Genomic DNA, 20,015 nt, shown 5'->3' on the forward strand with positions numbered 1-20,015 from the left:
TCAGTTCTCCAGAATCAGTGAAGTATCGACCGTCGCCTCATGGTGCAGCCGCAATGCCTCGCGCACTTGCTCGGCACTCTCCAGCCCCAGCACTTGCTGGGCGATGGCTTGGCAGTCCAGCAGGTCCACTTCGCGAACCGCCGCTTTGATCGCTGGAATCAACGGCACGCTCACCGACAACTCATCCACCCCAAGCCCCAGCAACAGCGGCACCGCCAGTTTTTCCGAAGCCAGGGCGCCGCACACCCCGACCCATTTGCCATGGGCATGGGCGGCTTTCACGGTGGTGGCGATCAAGCGCAATACCGAGGGATGAAAACTGTCAGCCTGACTGGCCAGCCGTGGGTGATCACGGTCCATGGCCAGGGTGTACTGGGTCAGGTCGTTGGTGCCGATGGAGAAGAAATCCACTTCGGACGCAAACAGGTCAGCCATCAGCGCCGCAGCGGGTACTTCGATCATGATCCCCAGTTTCGGCAGTTCAGTCAGGCCCAATGCCAACGCCTCTTCTTCCAGCAGTTGGCGAGCCAGCCGCAGTTCCGACAATTGCGTGACCATCGGCAGCATGATGTGCAGGCGAGCCAGCCCGGCGCTGCTCAGGATCGCCTTGAACTGATCACGCAACAGTTGCGGACGCTCCAGGCACAAACGAATCCCGCGCATGCCCAGGAACGGGTTGGTTTCGCGCTCCATCGGCACATAGGCCAAGGGTTTGTCACCGCCGACATCCAGGGTGCGCACTACCAGGTTACGCGCTGGCCCCAATGCGCGGGCAATGGCGCTGTAGATGGATGCCTGTTCGTCATGGCTTGGCGCGTGGTTGCGATCCAGATAAAGAAACTCCGAACGCAATAGACCGACGCCCTCGCCCCCCAGCGCCATGGCCTGTTCGGCTTCGGCCAGGGACGCGATATTGGCGGTGATTTCAACATGATGCCCATCTCGGGTACAGGCGGCCAGTCCTGCATTTTCCAGCTCGTATTGTTGGCGTTTCTTTTGCAGCTGACGATTGGCTTGCAACTGCTCAATGGCAGCCAGCTCGGGATCGAGCTGCAGTTCGCCCTTGTCGGCATCGAGCAACACCCGGGTGCCATTGATCAGTGTCAGCACCTGAACCGGCAAGCCGCAGATCGCCGGCAAACCGAAGGCCCGCGCGAGAATCGCCACGTGGCTGGTGGCGCCACCACCGACCGTGGCGAACCCGAGCACCTTGCGCGTATCCAGGCCAGCCGTTTGGGAGGGCGTCAGTTGCTCGGCAATCAGAATCGCCCCGTCCGGCAACTCCATTGCACGATCTTCTACGCCGAGAATCAGCTTGAGTACCCGTTGACCGACGTCGGCCAAATCCGCTGCCCGTTCGGCCAGCAAGGCATTGCCCAGTTTTTTGAACAAGGTGGCCGTCGACTCGGTGGCCGCACGCCAGGCGAAACCGGCGCTTTTGCCTGCATCGATCAGTGCCAGTGCCTGATCCAGCAGGCCAGGGTCTTCGAGCAGTTCCTGATGAGCCTTGAAGATGTCTGCCTGGGCGTCACCCGTGGCCTTGTCTCGCAACTGCTGCAAGGCCAGAACCGCCTTGGCCAGCGCTCGGGACAGGTGTTCGCGCTCAACCTGAGGGCTGACGCCTGACTCGCTCACCTCCAGGGTCTGCTCGGCAATCTGCACCACCTGGCCAAACGCCGACCCCGGCGATGCACAGACGCCGCGCAGCACCGTTAGCGATGAGGCCTGCGCGGCAACTGTCTCAACCTCTGCCATCACCGTCACGGCTTCTCCACAACCGGCGGCCAACAACTCGGCCAGCGTCTTGATCGCCACTTCGGCATCCGCGCCCGCCGCGCTGACCTGCAGGACGTCACCATGGGCGGTCTGCAACGCCATGATCGCCACCAGGGATTTGGCGTTCGCGCTGTCCTGCTGTTTATGCAGGCAAATGCTCGCCGCAAAGCCTTTCGCTGCCTGGGCAAACACTGCTGCGGGGCGAGCATGCAAACCGTTGGTGTTGGGCAGCGTCACCGGTTTGGAAAACAGCGCTTCGCCCTCCTGCGCAATCCCCTCATCGGCCGCCACTTCGGATGGACGCAGCCTCAGCAGCGGCTGACCACTTTCCACCACACCCGTTTCGGGCGCCAGCCAGGTGAACGGCTCACCGCTGACCACCAGCATCAAGGTCAACAAACTGCGGGCGTTCAAGGCGATGTAATCGGCATCGAACTCGATCAGTGCCTGCCCCACTATTACCCGCTGACCTTCCTCCACCAATCGGGTGAAACCCTTGCCGGCCAGGTTCACGGTATCGAGGCCGATGTGCATCAGCACCTGCACGCCATTGTCGTCGGTGATGCTGACGGCATGCCCACTGACCTGCACATTGCTGATCACGCCGGCCAGCGGTGCGCACAAGGTTTGCGAAGTCGGATCGATGCACAGACCGTCGCCGATCACGCGACTGGAAAACACCTGATCGGGCACCTGATCCAGCGGCATCAGCACGCCGGACAAGGGTGCCAGCAGTTGCAATTGTTGGGGTGTGGCCATGACGTCACCTGCTGTTTTGTTCTTTGAAGTGCTGATGGAGCGCGAGGCTCCGACAGCATCGCTTATTTCCACCAATACTCGACCTGCAATCCGACGTTCGAACCGTGTCGCGCCGTGCCGAAGGCGCCGGTGTCGGACAACGCCGAACCCGCCGCCAGTTCATTGGCCGCCCGTTTGGCCGCCTCGTTCCAGCTGGCATAGGTGTAATACAGACGCACCTCGGGGCGCGCCCAGAAATCCGGGCCCTTGGGCGACCACGTCGGGGCGAAGGTGAACTTGCTCAGCTTGCGCGTCCCACCCGTGGCTTCAACCTGATCGTGACCCAACTCGGTCACCAGTTTGAACTGCTCGGTGATCGCATAGGCCGGGCGAATCCCAAGGGAAATCCAGTTCTGGTCGGCGCCGTCCGGGCGAATGTCTTTCTGGTAGACCGCTTCGACCTGCCCGCCGAAACGTGGCGTCACTTGCCAGTCGAAGAACTCCACCACCCGGTAGCTTTTGCTGCTGTCGTCCAGCCTCACGTTACCGGTATAGCCCAACCCGGTGCCGGAGCCTTCGCCGTACTGAAAGGCCAGTTTATTCTTGCCACCCAGAAAGCCCTTCTGCACATGCTGGGTGGTAATTGCCCAACCGCGGTGAGCGTCGCGGCTGTCGGGTTTGTCGATGTAACTCAGGCCGAATTCCAGCTCACCGCCGGGATTGGTATCGAAGCCGGCGACGTTGAAATCGTGACGGTTGATGTAGTCCTTCTGGTACAGGTTGTCCTTGCGCGAGAAGGCGTAGCTGTACTTCAGATCACCGATCAGCACATCTTCGATACCGCCGCCGGTGGCGCTCTGGTTCCAGTAGTAGAAGTCGGAAATATGGATATCGTTCCGTTTGTAGTAACGCCGACCGGCCCACAGTGAACCGCCATTGAGGCTGGGCATGTTCGACCATTGCGCATACAACTGCGGCATGCGCACCGAGCCGTTGTCGCCGTTGAACGTCAGGCTGCGGTCGTACTGGTTATACAGCGAGGCCATGCCGTCGACACTGAGCACCGAGCCGTCGTCCAGCGTGAACAGATCCTGACGCAACTCCAGCTCCGCATACTGTTCGCATTCGTTGCCGAGGCGGTATTTCGACTGCGCACCCGGCAATTGAAAACATGACTGCGAACTGCTGTTGACCGAGGTGCCGACACCGCTACGCACATAGCCGGCGAAGTCCAGCGCTTGGGCCGACAACGGTAACGCCAGGCACGCGCTCGCGACTGCAAGACTGCGATTTATTGTTGTTTTCAAGAACCACCTCATTATTTTTATTGTGCGAAGCAGCAAAATCAGCGCGCAAAACTCCCCCGCGCAGTGTTCTGCGTGTTTTTTTAATTAGTGTTTTTTAGTGGTCAGTCAGGCGCAGAACGAACGACTCATAGGGCCGTAGAAACACCTGCCGATTGCGCGGCGGGCAGTCCGGGTAGTTGCTGATGACCAGAGATTGCACCATCGATTCGTTGATCACTTCTGGCGGCAGCTCGACTTCGCATGGCGTGCCATAGAAGTTATTCAGCACCAGCAAACGTTCGCCCTGGCCTTCACGCACGTACGCCCAGACTTGTGTGTGCTCAGGCAATAACTGCCGATACACGCCGTCGGACATCAACGTTTCACTGCGACGCAGCGCAATCAACTGTCGATAGTGATGCAGCACCGAATCCGGATCGTCGAGTTGGTGGGCGACGTTAATTTGCGCCACGTTGGCCGGCACGCCGATCCAGGGTTCGACCGTGCTGAAACCGGCATTTGGCTCGGGGCTCCAGTGCATCGGCGTGCGGCCATTGTCCCGGGACTTCTGCATGATCGCCGCCATGTTGTCGACGTCGCTGCTACCTGCCTCGCGCTTGAGCCGGAAGATGTTCAGGGTTTCGACGTCGCGGTACTGATCAATGTGATCGAACCCCGGATTGGTCATACCCAGTTCTTCGCCCTGATACACAAACGGCGTGCCCTGAAGGAAATGCAGGGCCGTGCCGAGCATCTTCGCCGACACCACCCGATGTTCACCGTCATGGCCAAAACGCGAGACCACCCGCGGCTGGTCGTGGTTACACCAGAACAGCGCGTTCCAGCCGCCGCCGGCCTGCATGCCGGTCTGCCAGTCGGAGAGAATGCGCTTGAGTGCGAGGAAGTCGAAATCGGCGCGAACCCACTTCTGCAGGTTCGGGTAATCAACTTTCAAGTGATGGAAATTGAAAGTCATCGACAGCTCTTTCGACTCCGGCCGCGAATAGCGAATGCAGTGTTCCAGACTGGTGGACGACATCTCGCCGACGTTGATCAGGTCATGGCCTTCGAACACTTCGCGGTGCATCTGTTGCAGGTATTCGTGGACGTTCGGGCCGTCGGTGTAGAAGCGCCGACCGTCGCTGTTGTCCTCGGGGAAGTCCGCCGGTTTGGAGATCAGGTTGATCACGTCCAGACGGAAACCGCCCACGCCTTTGTCGCGCCAGAAACGCATCATCTTGAACACTTCGGCACGCACCTGGGGGTTGTCCCAGTTCAGGTCGGCCTGCGTGTGGTCGAACAGGTGCAGGTAGTACTGACCGGTCTGGGCCTCGTACTCCCAGGCCGAACCGCCGAACTTGGATTCCCAATTGTTCGGCTGGTCGCGCCAGATGTAGAAATCGCGGTAAGGGTTATCGAGGCTGCTGCGGGCCTGCTGAAACCAGGTGTGTTCGATCGAGGTGTGATTGACCACGATGTCGAGCATCAATTTGATCCCGCGCTTGCCGGCCTCGGCGATCAGCAACTCGCAGTCGGCCATGGTCCCGTAGCTTGGATCGATGGCGTAGTAGTCGCTGATGTCATAACCGTTGTCGCGCTGGGGCGAACGCAGGAACGGCGTGATCCACAGGCAATCGACACCCAACCAGTGCAGGTAATCGAGCTTGGCCACGACGCCGAGCAAATCACCCGTGGGGTTGCCGGCGTGGCTGTGAAAACTCTTCGGGTAGATCTGGTAGATCACCGAACGTTGCCAGTCTTGCATGGCGGGATTCCTTCAGTAAGTTTTGTACTGGCCTTGGGGGCCTCTTCGCGGGCAAGCCTCGCTCCTACAGGGTTTTGCATTCCAATGTAGGAGCGAGGCTTGCCCGCGAATGGATCTATCAGACAACCCGATATCCAGGCCGGACAATCCTCATGCTCAACCCGCAGGTCAGAACAAACGGCACGACCATGGCAATCACCATCCCGACCACGAACATCGGAATGAACTGGGGGATGATCGAGATGAAACCGGGCAACCCGCCAACGCCGATCGCCGAAGCCTGGACCTTGTTCAGCGACAGGAAAATGCTGCCCAGCGCCGAGCCGATCAGGGCCGCATAGAACGGAAATTTGTAGCGCAGGTTGACCCCGAACATGGCCGGCTCGGTGATGCCGAAGTAAGCGGAAATCGCTGAAGTCGAGGCCATGCTTTTGTCCCGCACACTGCGGGTCATATAGAACACCGCCAGTGCCGCGCTGCCCTGGGCGAGGTTGGACATGACGATCATCGGCCAGATGAAGGTGCCCCCCTGGGTCGAGATCAGTTGCAAATCGACCGCGAGAAACATGTGGTGCATGCCGGTGATCACCAGCGGTGCGTAGAGCAGGCCGAAAATCGCGCCGCCAACCATGGGCGCCAGGTCGAACAGGGTCACCACGCCTTCGGTGATGAGAATCCCCAGATGGCGGGTCACCGGACCAATCACTGCCAGCGCCAGCACACCGGTGACGACAATGGTGGTGATCGGCACTACCAGCAATTGCACCGCATTAGGCACCCGCGCCCGCAGCCACTTTTCGATGACGCTCATCACATAGGCCGCCATCAGGATCGGCAGGATTTGCCCCTGATAACCGACCTTCTCGATCTGAAACATACCAAGGATGTCGAAGTACGGCAGGCTCTGCCCCTCAAGCCCAGCCACCGCTTTGCCGTAGTTCCAGGCATTGAGCAGATCCGGGTGCACCAGCATCAGGCCGAGCACGATGCCAAGGATTTCGCTGCCGCCAAAGCGCTTGGCCGCCGACCAGCCCACCAACGCAGGGAGAAACACGAACGAGGTGTTGGCCATCAGGTTGATCAGGCTCCAAAGCCCGTCAAGCTTGGGGTAGGCGTCCAGCAGGGTCTTGCCCTCGATGAACATGCCCTTGGCGCCAATCAGGTTGTTGATGCCCATCAGCAGGCCGGCAATGATCAGCGCCGGAAGGATCGGCATGAACACGTCGGAAAACACCCGCACCAATCGCTGCATGGGGTGGATCTTGTCGGCGCTTTTCTGTTTGACGTCGGCGATGGTCGAGGCGGCGAGGCCGGTTTGCCGGCGTAGCTCGGCGTAGACCTTTTCCACTTCGCCGGGGCCGATGACCACCTGGAACAGGCCACCGGTAAAGAACGAACCTTTGACCAGATCGATCTGGTTCAGCGTGGCGCTATTGACCAGGCTCGGGTCCTTGAGGGCCAGGCGCAGCCGTGTGACGCAATGCGCGGCCTGCTCGAGGTTATCGCTGCCACCGAGGCTGTGCAGCAGCTCAGTGACGATATTCGGATAGTCGTGGCTCATGCTTGTTCTTCCACTGTAGTTTTTTGTTATTGGCAGCACGCCGAAGCGAAAAGTACTCGTCTGTACGAGTTATTGCAACAACTCGTACAGACGAGTTTGGTTTTGTTTATCCTGAACCCGACAAGCGGCGATATTTCCTACCTCAAAAGTCAAAGAAACCTAAACCCGCATGGACAAACCCCTACCCTGCCCTTAAGGTTCAAAACCTTGAGCACAGCGCGGCACAGAGCCATCCCCATGAGTAAATACAACCAGATCTACAGCGATCTGCTTGCCAGCATCACGACCGAACGTCTGGAACGCGGCGCCCGATTGCCGTCCGAAACCGAACTGATGGACAGCTATCAGGCCAGCCGCGGCACCGTGCGCAAGGCCATCGAGCAATTGCAGGAGCGCGGCTTTGCCCAGAAAGTCCACGGCAAAGGCACCTTCGTGCTGTCGACCAACCCGATCGAATTCCAGCTCGGCGGTATCGTCAGCTTCCAGGAAACCTACCCTCGACTGGGCAATGACGTCAGCACCGAGGTGGTCGAATTCACCCAGATCCCCCTCGAAGGCCCACTGCTCGAACACATCAAGGCCGAAGAAGGCAGCCTGATCACGCGGATCAAACGCGTGCGGCGGATTGATGGCAAACGGGTGATCCTCGACATCAACCATTTCGTCAGCGACGTGATTCCCGGCTTGTCCCGCGACATCGCCGAGCATTCGATCTACGCCTTCATCGAGCAGACCCTGCAACTGCAAATCGCCTACGCCCAGCGCACCATCGAAGCGGTGCCCCGTAGCAAAGATGACCAGCAACACCTGGATCTCGACGGTCAGAGCCATGTGATCGTGGTCAGTAACCAGACGTTTTTGCAGGATGGCCGGCAATTCGAGTACACCGAGTCGCGGCATACGCTGGATAAGTTCTACTTCTCAGACGTCGCCCGGCGCTGAAACGCAAAAGGCCCCGTGAACTCGCGTTCACGGGGCCTTTCAGGTGTCAGGGACGATCAGTTACAGTCGAGATTGCTCGAAATTTCCCGCCTGCTCCTGCCTGCCATTGTGCCCTTTGCAGTAGGCGTGAAATGCCGTATCCGCGCAAGGAGGTAATGCATCGAGCTGACGCAAAACATTTTGGGCTATCTCCTTGTCCTTCGACGTTGCATGATCGACGCGGGCAGTGGCCACAGAATGGAAATAGCGGAAGGTCGACTTGTCCTTCATGTCCGTCGGCGTGACAAGCATCCGAGCGGGGGCATCTCCCCTATTAATCCCTGTCAGCTTGCCGGATTGCGTGCCATGACGATCCACGCCGCGCCGTCGATCATCACCGACCGCTCGCCGGGGAAGCCCGCGAAGGCGGCACGAACCGCGGCCCAGGCACGGGCGCGGATGTCGTCGGGCTGATCCGCGAGCACAAGCGACAGCGGGCCGCCCTCGAACGCCATCTTCACCGCGTCGTCGATCGCCGCGTCCCGCGTCCCGCCCTCGCCGAACGGGATAGAAGCATCGAAGGGCGCGATAGCGATATCGGTGAAGCCGGCCGCTGTCAGGATGCGTGCCACGCGCCCCCGATCGCCGAACGAGAATGGGCCGGGTGCTTCGGGATCGGGCGGTGCGGTCGGCGGGACGATGCCCTTGATCGCGCCCATCGGCAGGCGCACCCAATCGTTCTCGGCCACGCCGCGCCAGCAGACGAAAGCGACCCGCCCGCCCGGCCGGAGCGCGCGTCGCATATGGGCGAACGCCCCTGTCGGATCGTCGAAGAACATCACTCCGAAACGCGAGAACAGGATGTCGAACGCGCCCTCGGGCAGCTCGGCGCTGCTGGCGTCGGCTACCCGGAACCGGGCCGGCGTGTCCTGTGGCGCAAGCGCGCACGCTCGGCCGATCAGCGGTTCGGATATGTCCACGCCCAGCACATGGCCGCCCGCGCCGACGCGGGCGGCCAGAGCCAGACTCGACGCCCCCGCGCCGCAGCCGACGTCCAGCACGCGCTCACCCGTCGTGGGCGCGGCGGCTTCGATCGCGGCCTGGCCGAACACCGCAAACATGGCGTCGAGCCGGGCCTGGTTGGCGACCCAGTACTCTCCGCTTTGGCCATTCCAGTCGGCGACCTGATAGGCATTTTGCTCTGTCATGACATCTCCTCGTTTTGATTCGTTCTAAACCCGCCTCCAGCAGCGATAAGGCACCAGACCGAGATCGCTGCCGCCTGGCGCCGGACCTCGAAGGACAACCGCTCCTACCATTCCGTCAAATTCGACGATCCGTCCTTCACCGCGCCGATCTACGCCAACCTCTTCGAAAGCGACGACGCAACCGGAGAAGGGAATCTGTGCTCTCAAACCAGCATCGATTGCTGAGCGGAGATACCCGCCGTCGCGCCGTGCGATGTTGCCAGGGTGACCGAGGCCATGAGGGGGTTTGCTAGGTCGCCCGCGGCGTAGACGCCGGGCATGCTGGTTTCGCGGCGCTCGTCGACCTTGAGGGCGATGCCCAGGGGCGTATCGACCGTGGCGAGGCCCAGCGATTCATGCAGGCGTGCGGACGGCTTGTTGCGCGGATGCGCGAACAGGATGTCGACCGCGACAGGGGGGCCGGCGTCGAGCCTGACGGTGGCGTTATGGCTCTCGTCATGGTCGATTTCGGTGATCCGGCCATCGACGACAGGGATTCCGCGGCGCGCCAGATCGACCCGGATGTCGGGTGGAATGTCGTGACCATTGGCGAAGACCGTCAATGTGTCGGTCCAGTCGTGGTACAGCCTGACGTAGTTGTGCGACGGCGGGCCGGACCAGACGAGGCCCCAATGCCGGCCGGCAACTTCAAAGCCGTCGCAATAGGGGCAAGGCACGATGGAGGTGCCCCAGCCTTCGGCAAAGCCGGGAAGTTCAGGCATCTGGTCGGCGACGCCATAGCTCAGGATCAGGCGGCGCGCCCTGAGGCTTTCGCCATCGCCAGTGAGGACGGAGAAATCGTCGATGGCGCCGGAGAGGCTCTCGGCCCGGGCAGTGACCAGCCTGACCGTGGGATAGCGCGCCAGCTGCTGCCGCGCCTCGGCCAGGATCTCCAGCGGTGGCTTGTGGTCGTGGCCGAGCAGGCCATGCGAGTGGTCGGCGAAGCGATTGCGCGGCAGGCCGGTATCGAGAACGGTGACCTTTCGGCGGGCACGGCCGAGCTGCAGGGCTGCGGCAAGACCGGCAAAGCTGCCGCCGATGATGATGACGTCATTCATGGTGATAGGCTCCGTGTTATGGATGAAGGGAGATTGGCTTGCACTTTTAAGATACTTTGAAGTACCCTAATTCAAGCATTAGAATACTGTCAAGTACTGGAATTTTTATGACCGAAAACAACCAGGCCCGGCGCGGCCGCCCCGCCAACGAGGCGCTTGGCCAAACGATAGTCGACGCCGCGTGCGAACTTTTTGTGGAATTGGGTTTTCAAGCGACGACCATGGACAAGGTCGCCCAGCGGGCGAAGATATCCAAGCTAAGCATCTATAGGCACTTCGAGAACAAGGAGGCGCTGTTCAGCGCGGCCATCGCGGCCCACTGCCAGCAGTTTGCACCACAGGCCCTTTTTGAAGGCTTCGACGGTTCGGCCGAAGATCAGCTCATGGCGGTGGGATCAACCCTGCTTCGCACGCTGTTGAGCCCGGACGTCCGTAGTGTCGAAGCCATGATCATGGCCGACAAGACGAATCAAAAGTCGTTAAGCAAGCGCCAATACGAAGCTGGCCCCGCCTATGTCATCGCCCAAATCGAGGCCCTGTTGCGTCAGTTGCACGCGAAGGCGGTTCTGAACGTGCCCGATCCTCTCCAGTCCGCCCGCTTGTTTGCCGCACTTTTCAAAGGATCCGATCTCCTGATTATCGCGCGCTTCGATGAGGCGAGAGCAGAGGACGACAACGAAATCGAATCCTATTGCCGGTCGGCCGTCGCCATGTTCATCGCCGCGCACGGTGGCAACGACCACGCGGGCGGATAAGCATTTGGAACGAGTGGCTTCGCCGCAGCAGGCACAGGCGGTGTTTGCACCTGAGCAAGGGATAACGCCGTTCGATACGGATTTGATTCGATCACAGTTTCTCTAACACCTACGCCAGCCTTTGCGATCTATTGAGAACAACGGCTCTTGCTTCGGTGCTTTCCAACCAAAAACAAAAATCCAGTCAGCATGACTGAGTGGCTGTTCGCTCCAGAGCACTATGAAAAACTCAAAAAAAAACGCCTGGTACATAAGCACCAGGCGTTTTTTGTTTCAGCCGATCGGCCCTGAGGCCGGGGGCATCACTCCCACTCAATCGTCGCCGGCGGCTTGCTCGACACGTCGTAAGTGACGCGGGAGATGCCTTCGATTTCATTGATGATCCGGCCGGAAACAGTTTCCAGCAGTTCGTAAGGCAGATGCGCCCAACGTGCGGTCATGAAGTCGATGGTTTCCACGGCACGCAGGGCCACGACCCAGGCGTAACGACGGCCATCGCCCACCACGCCCACCGATTTCACCGGCTGGAACACCACGAATGCCTGGCTGACCTTGTGGTACCAGTCAGCTTTGCGCAGTTCTTCGATGAAGATGTGGTCGGCGCGACGCAGCAGGTCGGCGTATTCCTTCTTCACTTCACCGAGGATCCGCACACCCAGGCCCGGGCCCGGGAACGGGTGACGGTAGACCATGTCGTACGGCAGGCCCAGTTCCAGGCCCAGACGACGGACTTCGTCCTTGAACAGCTCGCGCAGGGGTTCAACCAGCTTGAGGTTCATTTCTTCCGGCAGGCCGCCCACGTTGTGGTGCGACTTGATCACGTGAGCCTTGCCGCTTTTGGCGCCAGCCGACTCGATCACGTCCGGGTAAATGGTGCCTTGGGCGAGGTACTTGATGTTATCCAGTTTGTTGGACTGGGCATCAAACACGTCGATGAAGGTACGGCCGATGATCTTGCGCTTCTTCTCTGGGTCGCTTTCGCCTGCCAGATTGTCGAGGAACTGGTCTTCAGCGTTGGCGCGAATCACCTTGACGCCCATGTTCTCGGCGAACATGGCCATCACTTGCTCGCCTTCGTGCAGGCGCAGCAGGCCGTTGTCGACGAAGACGCAGGTCAATTGGTCGCCGATAGCCTTGTGCAGCAGCGCGGCAACCACCGAGGAGTCAACGCCGCCGGACAGGCCGAGCAATACGTTGTCGGTGCCAACCTGGGCGCGGACCTGGGCGATAGCATCTTCAGCAATCTTCGAAGGTGTCCACAGGGCTTCGCAGCCGCAGATGTCGAGGATGAAGCGCGAGAGGATGCGACCGCCCTGCTTGGTGTGGGTCACTTCCGGGTGGAATTGCACGCCGTAGTAGCCGCGAGCATCGTTGAACATGCCGGCAATCGGGCAGCTCGGGGTGCTGGCCAGGATGTGGAAGTCTTCCGGCATCTTGGTGACCTTGTCACCGTGGCTCATCCACACGTCGAGGCCGAACAGGCCATCGGCGTCGATATGGTCTTCGATGCCATCGAGCAGACGGCTCTTGCCGACCACGTCAACGCGGGCATAACCGAACTCACGCAGCTCGGAACCTTCGACCTTGCCACCCAGCTGTTCAGCCATGGTTTGCATGCCGTAGCAGATACCGAAGACCGGTACGCCCAGGTCAAACACCGCTTGCGGGCAGCGCGGGCTGTCGGCTACGTGCACGGACTCGGGGCCGCCGGCGAGAATGACGCCTTTTGGAGCGAATTCGCGAATCGCTTCGTCGTCCATGTCGAACGGATGCAGTTCGCAGTACACGCCGATTTCACGCACGCGGCGGGCAATCAGCTGGGTGTACTGGGAACCGAAGTCGAGGATCAGGATGCGGTGGGCGTGAATGTCGAGGGCCATGTGGTCAGTCTCGTCTATGCAGTTCGGTGAAGAGAATCAGAAACAACTCGGGGCTGAAAACAGCCCCGGTTACTTAACTTATTGCTGGAAGCCTCAACCTACGCGGTAGTTTGGCGCTTCTTTAGTGATTTGCACGTCGTGAACGTGGGACTCGGCCATGCCAGCGCCGGTGATCCGCACGAACTCAGGCTTGGTGCGCATTTCTTCGATATCGGCGCTACCGGTGTAGCCCATGGAAGAACGCAGGCCGCCCATCAGTTGATGGATGATGGCGCTCAGGGTGCCCTTGTACGGAACACGCCCTTCGATGCCTTCCGGAACCAGTTTCTCGGCACCTGCCGAGGAGTCCTGGAAGTAACGGTCGGAGGAACCTTGAGCCTGGGACATGGCGCCCAGCGAACCCATGCCGCGGTAAGCCTTGTACGAACGGCCCTGGAACAGTTCGATCTCGCCTGGCGCTTCTTCGGGACCGGCGAACATCGAGCCCATCATCACGCAGGAAGCACCGGCAACGATGGCCTTGGACAGGTCACCGGAGAACCGGATGCCGCCGTCGGCGATCAACGGAACGCCAGTGCCTTCGAGGGCAGCGGCGACGTTGGCGAGGGCACTGATTTGCGGGACGCCGACACCGGCGACGATACGGGTGGTGCAGATCGAGCCAGGACCGATACCGACCTTGACTGCGTCAGCGCCGGCTTCGGCCAGGGCCTTGGCGGCAGCGCCGGTGGCGATGTTGCCGCCGATGACCTGCACTTCAGGGAAGTTCTGCTTGACCCAGCGAACACGGTCGATCACGCCCTTGGAGTGACCGTGAGCAGTGTCGACCACTACCACGTCAACGCCAGCGTGAACCAGGGCAGCTACGCGGTCACCGGTGTCTTTACCGGTACCGACTGCAGCGCCAACGCGCAGACGACCCTGATCGTCCTTGCTGGCCAGCGGGTAAGCCTTGGCTTTTTCGATGTCGTTGACGGTCATCATGCCTTTGAGGGCGAATTTGTCGTCGACGATCAGCACGCGTTCGATGCGGTGCTTGTGCAGCAGTTCGCGCACATCGTTCTTGTTGGCGCCTTCCTTGACCGTGACCAGACGCTCTTTAGGCGTCATCACTTCACGGACGGAGGCGTCCATGCGGTTTTCGAAACGCACGTCACGGGAAGTGACGATGCCGACCAGGTCGCCATCGTGCAGTACCGGTACGCCGGAGATGTTGTGCAGGCGGGTGAGTTCGAACAGTTCACGAACCGTGGCGTCAGCCTCGATGGTGATCGGGTCCTTGACCACGCCGGCCTCGTACCGCTTGACCTTACGCACTTCGGCAGCTTGCTGCTCGATGGTCATGTTCTTGTGGATGATACCGATGCCACCTTCCTGAGCCATGGCAATTGCCAAGCGGGCTTCAGTAACGGTGTCCATGGCAGCAGAAACCAGTGGAATATTCAGCTCGATGCCACGGGTAAGGCGGGTCTTGAGACTGACTTCGTTAGGAAGAACCTCGGAATAACCGGGCACTAAAAGAATGTCGTCGAAGGTCAGAGCTTCTTGGCTGATACGCAGCATCGCGGGGGCTCCCGAGCGGGAAAATGGAAGCGCGCCATTATAGTCAGACACCCCCTCGGGTTCAATGTAAAACTCTGTCTATTATCGACGCGGTGATCGACGGAGGTTTTGGCACACAAATCCCGTAGGAGCGAGGCTTGCCCGCGAAGGCATCGACTCGGTGTATCTGATGTACCGCAGCGATGCCTTCGCGGGCAAGCCTCGCTCCTACAGTACGGGACCGGCGCAGGTTTAAAGTTCGACTTTGACCCAGCTCACAGGTTGATCCAGCCAATCGGCAAATTCGTCGATGAAGCTCTGCTTGAACCCGGCCTCGAGCCAGTTGTTGAAGATGAAACCCAGGTTGGAAAAGCCGCATTCCTGCAAGAACAGAAACCCGTTGATGTCATCTTCATGCCCGCATTCAGGGCACGTGAAGTTATCGGTGCGCCCCGGCATCCACTCTTCCAGGCTTTCGAACAATGCTTCGCCGATCTCCTTGCGGCACTCGGAGCAGCCGGCTTCTTCGAGGAACCCCTTGGCCGGTGTGTAGATGCAGCGTTTGGTGATGATTTCCAGGCCATTGACCGGCTCGCCGAACGGCAGCGCATCAGGGTGCAGGACCACGGCGCGGGCTCCGTCGGCGATGGCGTGGGCCATGCGATTGCCGGTGCGGCCACAGGTGGTCAGCTCTTCTTTAATGATGTTCTTGCGCACCAGCCAACGCACGACCGCCCGGGCCCGGGGTTCGTGTACCGGCAGGGTGGAGATTTTCGGGACGATGATGCTTTGGGAGTTCATGGTGCAAGCCTACTGCGTCAAATGGATATTTCTGCGGTGTGCCGGATGACGCCTTCGCGGGCAAGCCTCGCTCCTACAGGGAAATTTATGGAACGACACCAATCCCTTGTAGGAGCGAGGCTTGCCCGCGATAGCGTCAGGGCGGCCGGCAGCTTAATCCCTGACGGAATCCGGTCAAGTACTCAAATAACGCCCGATCAAGGCAATCCCGCTGGCCAGCACCAGCCAGGTCACCAGCCGCACGAATGCCTCGCGGGACAATTTCATGGTCAACCGCCGGCCGATCCACAACCCCAGCGCCATCGCCGGCAACAAACACAGCGCCAATATCAACAAGGGTAGCTCGGCATACACACCGGCGATGGCAAACAGGCTCAAACGCACCACAGTGCTGCAACTGATCAGGGCACTCTGGGTTGCCCGGGCCGCATCCTTGGACAAGCGACTGTTCAGATAGATCGCATATAAGAAGCCGCCACTGCCAAACAGCGCCCCGAACATCCCGCCCACGGTGCCCATCGGCACCGCCCACCCGGCGGACAATTGCGCCGGACGGGTTTTAATCCACAGGCTGTAAATCGCATAGGTGCTGATAAACAGCCCCATCAACAGCAGCAAAACATCAGACTTCAGGTTCAGCAGGAAAATAACCCCCAACGTGCAGCCCACCGCCATGCACGGGAGCAGTCGGAGCAATTCTGGCTTCGCCACATCCCGTCGCGAGGGCAGCAGATTGCCGAACGCCGCGACGAAATCCAGCAGCACCAACAGCGGCACGATTTTCGACAGCGGCATGAACAGGATCAGAATCGGCCCCGCCACCAGGGCGGTACCAAAACCGGCGATGCCGAACACGATGTAGGCCAGGGAAACGCCCAACCCAATCACCAGCCAATCCACCGCACCCCACGGCCATTGGTTCAATAACTCCAGCACATTCATCGATACGGCTTCCTTTTATTCCTGCGATGACTTTAGCCAGCGCCAAGCGTTGCGACTAATATCTTCCACATCGACTAGCCATCTCGAAAAGGCATACCTCGTGCTTTCAACCCGGCAATTGCGTTACTTCGTGGAAATCGCCGAGAGCGGCAGCTTCAGCGCTGCGGCCGAACGACTGTTTATTGCTCAATCCGCCCTGAGCCGGCAGATCAAGGACATGGAAACCCGGCTGCAAACGCCGCTGTTCGAACGCACCGCGCGCCAGCCCCGTTTGACGGCGGCAGGTGAAGCTTTTTTGCCTCGGGCCAGAAACCTGCTGAACGAACTGACCAAGGCCAGCGAGATGGCCACCCAAGTGGGCAGTGGTCAACTGGGCGTGTTGCGCCTGAGTCACTCCAGCACTGTGCCTATGAGCGGTCGGCTGTTGCGAGGCATCAGCGACTATCTGGATCGGCACGCTGGCGTGTCCATGGACATCGTCAAGCTGTCCTCCGAGGCGCAACTGGAAGAATTGGCCGAAGGTCGTCTCGATGTGGGTCTGTTGCGCCTGCCGGTGCTGCGTCAGCGTGAAGGGGTGCAGATTGTTCCGCTGTACAGCGAGCGCTTGTTGCTGGCGGTGCCACCGAATCATCGGCTGGCTGTGGATAAGTCCGCGCAAGGCATCGATCTGGCGCAGTTGAAGAATGAAGCGTTTATTTCCATCCCTCATCCACAGCGTGGCGGCCTGAGCTATTTGTCCGCCGAGTTGTGCATGCGCCAGGGGTTCTTTCCCCAGGCGGCTCGAGTGGTGTCACGCAAAACCACGCAACTGCAATTGATCCAGGCCGGGTTCGGCATCGCGCTGTTACCGGAATCGATGCAGGACATCGCGCCGCCGGATATCCACTTTCTGCCCTTGGCCGACCCGGACTGCCACAGCACCGTCGCCCTCGCCTGCCGGCAAAATCCCACGGCGCTGGTCCAGCAATTTATCAATACCTGCACAAATCCCTGTGGGAGCGGGCTTGCTCGCGAAGGCGGCGTGACAGTCGACATTAATGTTGAATGTTAAACCGCTTTCGCGAGCAAGCCCGCTCCCACAAAAGGGATTTGCGTGGAGCATGGAGATTGTTTGCCGAATGCCTTTAAACTGCGCCCCATGATTAAAGATCCCTTTGCAAGACTCGGCCTGGACCGGGAAGTCCTGACTGTCAGCCAGCTCAACGGCCGCGCGCGGGTGTTGCTCGAAGACGTGTTCAGCAACATCTGGGTCGAAGGCGAAATTTCCAACCTCGCCCGCCCGGCGTCCGGCCATGTGTATTTCACCCTCAAAGACAGCGGCGCCCAAGTGCGTTGCGCGCTGTTTCGACAGAACGCCGCGCGGGTTCGCCAGGCGTTGAAGGACGGCTTGGCGGTCAAGGTTCGCGGCAAGGTTTCGCTGTTTGAAGGCCGTGGTGACTACCAACTGATCCTCGACACCGTGGAGCCGGCCGGTGATGGCGCCCTGCGCCTGGCCTTCGATGCCTTGAAGGAAAAGCTCAGCGCTGAAGGCCTGTTCAGCGCCGAACGCAAAGTGCCGTTGCCGGCGCACCCACAACGCATCGGCATCATCAGCTCGCCCACCGGCGCGGTGATCCGCGACATTATCAGTGTGTTCCGCCGCCGCGCGCCGCAGATCCAACTGACGCTGATCCCCACCGCCGTGCAAGGCCGCGAAGCCACCGCACAGATTGTCCGTGCACTGAAACTGGCGGATGCCCGCGGTTTCGACGCGTTGATCCTGGCCCGTGGCGGCGGTTCGCTGGAAGACCTCTGGTGTTTCAACGAAGAAGCCGTAGCCCGCGCCGTGGATGCCTGCGTGACGCCGATTGTCAGCGCCGTCGGCCACGAAACCGACGTCTCGATCAGTGACTTCGTCGCCGATGTCCGCGCCCCGACACCGTCCGCCGCGGCCGAACTGCTCGCGCCGGACTCCAGCGATCTGGTGCGACGCGTCGAAAGCCTGCACCGGCGCCTGGTAATGCGCATGCGTGACCGCCTGATGCGCGATCGGCTGCGCCTGGAAGGTATTTCACGCCGACTGCGCCATCCCGGCGAACGACTGCGTCAGCAGGCACAACGTCTGGATGATCTGGACATGCGCATGCGCCGCGCGTTCGAACGCAGCCTCAATACCCGTCGCGAACGCCTGATCCGCCTGGAAACCCGCCTCGCCGGGCAACATCCGGGGCGACAATTGGCGATGCTTCGCCAACGCCTCGACAGCCTCGCCGAGCGTCTGCCCCGGGCCATGCGTGAAGGGCTCAAGTCTCGCCGCCTGCAACTGCAAAGTCAGATGCAGACGCTGCACGTGGTCAGCCCCTTGGCGACCCTCGCTCGTGGCTACAGCATTCTGCTGGACGAGCGCGGCAATGCGATTCGCAGCGCCGCGCAAACCCACACTGGCCAGCGCCTGAAAGCCAAATTGGGTGAAGGCGAACTGCAAGTACGAGTCGAAGACAATCACCTGACGCCTGTCACCCTTTCTTTACTGGATTGATCCATGCCGCGTTTTTTAGCTCCGCTGCTGTTGCTGTGCCTGACCTTTAACGCCCACGCCGACAGTTACATCACCCGCCTGTTGAACAAACCGGTGCCGGGTGGCGTGGCGGTGGTGGATTTGGGCGCCTTCGCCCAGGCACCCAAAGCCAGTTATCAAGGCAAACCGGTATTGGTGGTCAAGGAACAGAACAACTGGCTGGCCATCGTCGGCGTGCCGCTGACTGTAAAACCGGGTACACAACAAATCAGCAGCGGCGGTCGTAACCTGAACTTCATCGTTGCCAGCAAGAAATACCCGGAACAGCACATCACTCTGAAAAATACCCAGCAGGTCAATCCGAACCCGGAGAATCTCAAGCGCATCGAGGGCGAACTGGCGGAGCAGATCCAGGCCTACCGCAGCTTCAGCCCGAACACCCCGAGCAATCTGCTGCTGGACAAACCGGTCAATGGGCCGCTGTCGAGCAAGTTCGGCGTGCGCCGCTTTTTCAATGGAGAAGAACGCAATCCCCACGCGGGCCTCGACTTCGCAGTGCCCGCCGGCACGCCGATCAAAACCCCGGCCGCCGGCAAGGTGATCCTGATCGGTAATTACTTCTTCAATGGCAATACGGTATTCGTCGACCACGGCCAGGGCTTTATCAGCATGTTTTGCCATATGTCGAAGATCGACGTGAAGGTCGGCCAGCAATTGGCTCGCGGTGGCGTGGTTGGCAAGGTCGGTGCGACTGGCCGGGCGACTGGGCCGCATATGCACTGGAACGTCAGCCTGAATGACGCCCGGGTGGACCCGGCGATTTTCATTGGCGCATTTCAGCCCTGAAGCATTGTGAGGCCACTGGCCTCATCGCCAGCAGGCTGGCTCCCACATTGGACCGTGTTCACAACACAACGCCCCTGTGGGAGCTAGCCTGCTAGCGATAACGCACTCCCAGCGCACTGAAATATCTCGACCGGCGTAATTGCGCAGCTATCAAACCCCGCGCAAAAATCACAACGATCGGTCGAATAAAACACAATAAAATCGCGCAAACCTCCGCTTTTCGAGTATTCCTCTCAATTTTTTTCGACTGCTTGCCATCCTTTCCTCCCGCGGTTAGGGTTGAAGGCATGAAAACCTCTCACACCCTCATTCAGCTCCGCCAGCACCGCAGCCTGTGCCTCGTCAGTGCACGACTGCCAGGCTGAATCGCGGTGCCTCGTCTTACGCTTTATCCCAACTT

General features: G+C 60.1%; 17 protein-coding genes. 6 read left to right on the forward strand and 11 right to left on the reverse strand.

Features of this window, described 5'->3' with window-relative positions; all coding sequences use genetic code 11:
- From ptsP to treP, 4 genes are all read right to left on the reverse strand, one after another.
- Positions 1 to 2,535, reverse strand: coding sequence for a phosphoenolpyruvate--protein phosphotransferase (gene ptsP / locus ACIPLA_RS12325; protein WP_218398968.1), 2,535 nt, complete (start codon positions 2,533 to 2,535; stop codon positions 1 to 3).
- Between the two features lie 62 nt (positions 2,536 to 2,597).
- On the reverse strand, positions 2,598 to 3,821 hold the full coding sequence (locus ACIPLA_RS12330; protein WP_401173276.1) for a maltoporin: 1,224 nt from the start codon (positions 3,819 to 3,821) through the stop codon (positions 2,598 to 2,600).
- Positions 3,822 to 3,915: 94 nt separating this feature from the next.
- Complete coding sequence (treC, locus tag ACIPLA_RS12335) at positions 3,916 to 5,565, reverse strand: alpha,alpha-phosphotrehalase (protein ID WP_401173277.1); 1,650 nt, start codon at positions 5,563 to 5,565, stop codon at positions 3,916 to 3,918.
- Between the two features lie 118 nt (positions 5,566 to 5,683).
- Positions 5,684 to 7,126 (reverse strand): PTS system trehalose-specific EIIBC component, encoded by a 1,443-nt coding sequence (gene treP, locus ACIPLA_RS12340; RefSeq protein WP_401173278.1) that lies wholly within the window; start codon positions 7,124 to 7,126, stop codon positions 5,684 to 5,686.
- A gap of 237 nt (positions 7,127 to 7,363) precedes the next feature.
- Between treP and treR the strand changes: the two genes are divergently transcribed.
- Complete coding sequence (treR, locus tag ACIPLA_RS12345; RefSeq protein ID WP_019647781.1) at positions 7,364 to 8,068, forward strand: trehalose operon repressor; 705 nt, start codon at positions 7,364 to 7,366, stop codon at positions 8,066 to 8,068.
- A 60-nt stretch (positions 8,069 to 8,128) separates the two neighbouring features.
- Here treR and ACIPLA_RS12350 read toward each other — a convergent pair whose 3' ends face one another.
- Complete coding sequence (locus ACIPLA_RS12350) at positions 8,129 to 8,425, reverse strand: hypothetical protein (RefSeq protein ID WP_401173279.1); 297 nt, start codon at positions 8,423 to 8,425, stop codon at positions 8,129 to 8,131.
- Positions 8,392 to 9,255, reverse strand: coding sequence for a class I SAM-dependent methyltransferase (locus ACIPLA_RS12355; protein WP_218398963.1), 864 nt, complete (start codon positions 9,253 to 9,255; stop codon positions 8,392 to 8,394). The genes ACIPLA_RS12350 and ACIPLA_RS12355 overlap by 34 nt, the downstream gene beginning before the upstream one ends.
- A gap of 63 nt (positions 9,256 to 9,318) precedes the next feature.
- Here ACIPLA_RS12355 and ACIPLA_RS12360 point away from each other — a divergent pair, with 63 nt between their 5' ends.
- A complete protein-coding gene (locus ACIPLA_RS12360) occupies positions 9,319 to 9,480 on the forward strand; it encodes a DUF736 family protein (protein ID WP_401173296.1) in 162 nt (53 codons plus the stop codon).
- Here ACIPLA_RS12360 and ACIPLA_RS12365 read toward each other — a convergent pair.
- A complete protein-coding gene (locus tag ACIPLA_RS12365; protein ID WP_401173280.1) occupies positions 9,459 to 10,352 on the reverse strand; it encodes an NAD(P)/FAD-dependent oxidoreductase in 894 nt (297 codons plus the stop codon). The genes ACIPLA_RS12360 and ACIPLA_RS12365 overlap by 22 nt on opposite strands.
- Positions 10,353 to 10,459: 107 nt before the next feature.
- Here ACIPLA_RS12365 and ACIPLA_RS12370 point away from each other — a divergent pair, with 107 nt between their 5' ends.
- Positions 10,460 to 11,107: a TetR/AcrR family transcriptional regulator gene (locus tag ACIPLA_RS12370; RefSeq protein WP_192345551.1), complete on the forward strand. Its 648-nt coding sequence runs from the start codon at positions 10,460 to 10,462 to the stop codon at positions 11,105 to 11,107.
- 302 nt (positions 11,108 to 11,409) lie between these two features.
- Here ACIPLA_RS12370 and guaA read toward each other — a convergent pair whose 3' ends face one another.
- The 4 genes from guaA to ACIPLA_RS12390 all read right to left on the reverse strand — a co-directional run bounded on the left by guaA (position 11,410) and on the right by ACIPLA_RS12390 (position 16,272).
- Entirely contained in the window at positions 11,410 to 12,987 is a 1,578-nt protein-coding gene (guaA, locus tag ACIPLA_RS12375; RefSeq protein WP_007903619.1) for a glutamine-hydrolyzing GMP synthase, read from the reverse strand.
- Between the two features lie 93 nt (positions 12,988 to 13,080).
- Positions 13,081 to 14,550, reverse strand: coding sequence for an IMP dehydrogenase (guaB, locus tag ACIPLA_RS12380; protein ID WP_401173281.1), 1,470 nt, complete (start codon positions 14,548 to 14,550; stop codon positions 13,081 to 13,083).
- 231 nt (positions 14,551 to 14,781) lie between these two features.
- Entirely contained in the window at positions 14,782 to 15,330 is a 549-nt protein-coding gene (locus ACIPLA_RS12385; RefSeq protein ID WP_123494391.1) for a sugar ABC transporter ATPase, read from the reverse strand.
- 174 nt (positions 15,331 to 15,504) lie between these two features.
- Positions 15,505 to 16,272 carry a sulfite exporter TauE/SafE family protein gene (locus tag ACIPLA_RS12390; protein ID WP_123494392.1) on the reverse strand — a complete coding sequence of 256 codons (768 nt, stop codon included), beginning with the start codon at positions 16,270 to 16,272 and terminating at the stop codon, positions 15,505 to 15,507.
- Positions 16,273 to 16,372: 100 nt separating this feature from the next.
- On the opposite strand from ACIPLA_RS12390, the gene ACIPLA_RS12395 reads away from it, so the two are divergent.
- From ACIPLA_RS12395 to ACIPLA_RS12405, 3 genes are all read left to right on the forward strand, one after another.
- A complete protein-coding gene (locus tag ACIPLA_RS12395) occupies positions 16,373 to 17,323 on the forward strand; it encodes a LysR family transcriptional regulator (RefSeq protein ID WP_218398958.1) in 951 nt (316 codons plus the stop codon).
- An 87-nt stretch (positions 17,324 to 17,410) separates the two neighbouring features.
- A complete protein-coding gene (xseA, locus tag ACIPLA_RS12400; protein ID WP_063341447.1) occupies positions 17,411 to 18,790 on the forward strand; it encodes an exodeoxyribonuclease VII large subunit in 1,380 nt (459 codons plus the stop codon).
- A 3-nt stretch (positions 18,791 to 18,793) separates the two neighbouring features.
- Complete coding sequence (locus ACIPLA_RS12405) at positions 18,794 to 19,615, forward strand: peptidoglycan DD-metalloendopeptidase family protein (RefSeq protein WP_401173282.1); 822 nt, start codon at positions 18,794 to 18,796, stop codon at positions 19,613 to 19,615.
- Positions 19,616 to 20,015 lie beyond the last annotated feature (400 nt).

Source organism: Pseudomonas sp. NPDC086112, assembly GCF_044746425.1.
Taxonomy (GTDB): Bacteria; Pseudomonadota; Gammaproteobacteria; order Pseudomonadales; family Pseudomonadaceae; genus Aquipseudomonas.

Excerpts from the sequence above, each read along its gene's own strand:
- treC (WP_401173277.1), bottom strand. The coding sequence starts at position 5,565 with ATGCAAGACTGGCAACGTTCGGTGATCTACCAGATCTACCCGAAGAGT.
- xseA (WP_063341447.1), top strand. The coding sequence starts at position 17,411 with ATGATTAAAGATCCCTTTGCAAGACTCGGCCTGGACCGGGAAGTCCTG.
- ACIPLA_RS12405 (WP_401173282.1), top strand. The coding sequence starts at position 18,794 with ATGCCGCGTTTTTTAGCTCCGCTGCTGTTGCTGTGCCTGACCTTTAAC.
- ACIPLA_RS12390 (WP_123494392.1), bottom strand. The coding sequence starts at position 16,272 with ATGAATGTGCTGGAGTTATTGAACCAATGGCCGTGGGGTGCGGTGGAT.
- guaA (WP_007903619.1), bottom strand. The coding sequence starts at position 12,987 with ATGGCCCTCGACATTCACGCCCACCGCATCCTGATCCTCGACTTCGGT.
- treP (WP_401173278.1), bottom strand. The coding sequence starts at position 7,126 with ATGAGCCACGACTATCCGAATATCGTCACTGAGCTGCTGCACAGCCTC.
- ACIPLA_RS12385 (WP_123494391.1), bottom strand. The coding sequence starts at position 15,330 with ATGAACTCCCAAAGCATCATCGTCCCGAAAATCTCCACCCTGCCGGTA.
- ptsP (WP_218398968.1), bottom strand. The coding sequence starts at position 2,535 with ATGGCCACACCCCAACAATTGCAACTGCTGGCACCCTTGTCCGGCGTG.
- ACIPLA_RS12365 (WP_401173280.1), bottom strand. The coding sequence starts at position 10,352 with ATGAATGACGTCATCATCATCGGCGGCAGCTTTGCCGGTCTTGCCGCA.
- guaB (WP_401173281.1), bottom strand. The coding sequence starts at position 14,550 with ATGCTGCGTATCAGCCAAGAAGCTCTGACCTTCGACGACATTCTTTTA.
- ACIPLA_RS12370 (WP_192345551.1), top strand. The coding sequence starts at position 10,460 with ATGACCGAAAACAACCAGGCCCGGCGCGGCCGCCCCGCCAACGAGGCG.
- treR (WP_019647781.1), top strand. The coding sequence starts at position 7,364 with ATGAGTAAATACAACCAGATCTACAGCGATCTGCTTGCCAGCATCACG.
- ACIPLA_RS12355 (WP_218398963.1), bottom strand. The coding sequence starts at position 9,255 with ATGACAGAGCAAAATGCCTATCAGGTCGCCGACTGGAATGGCCAAAGC.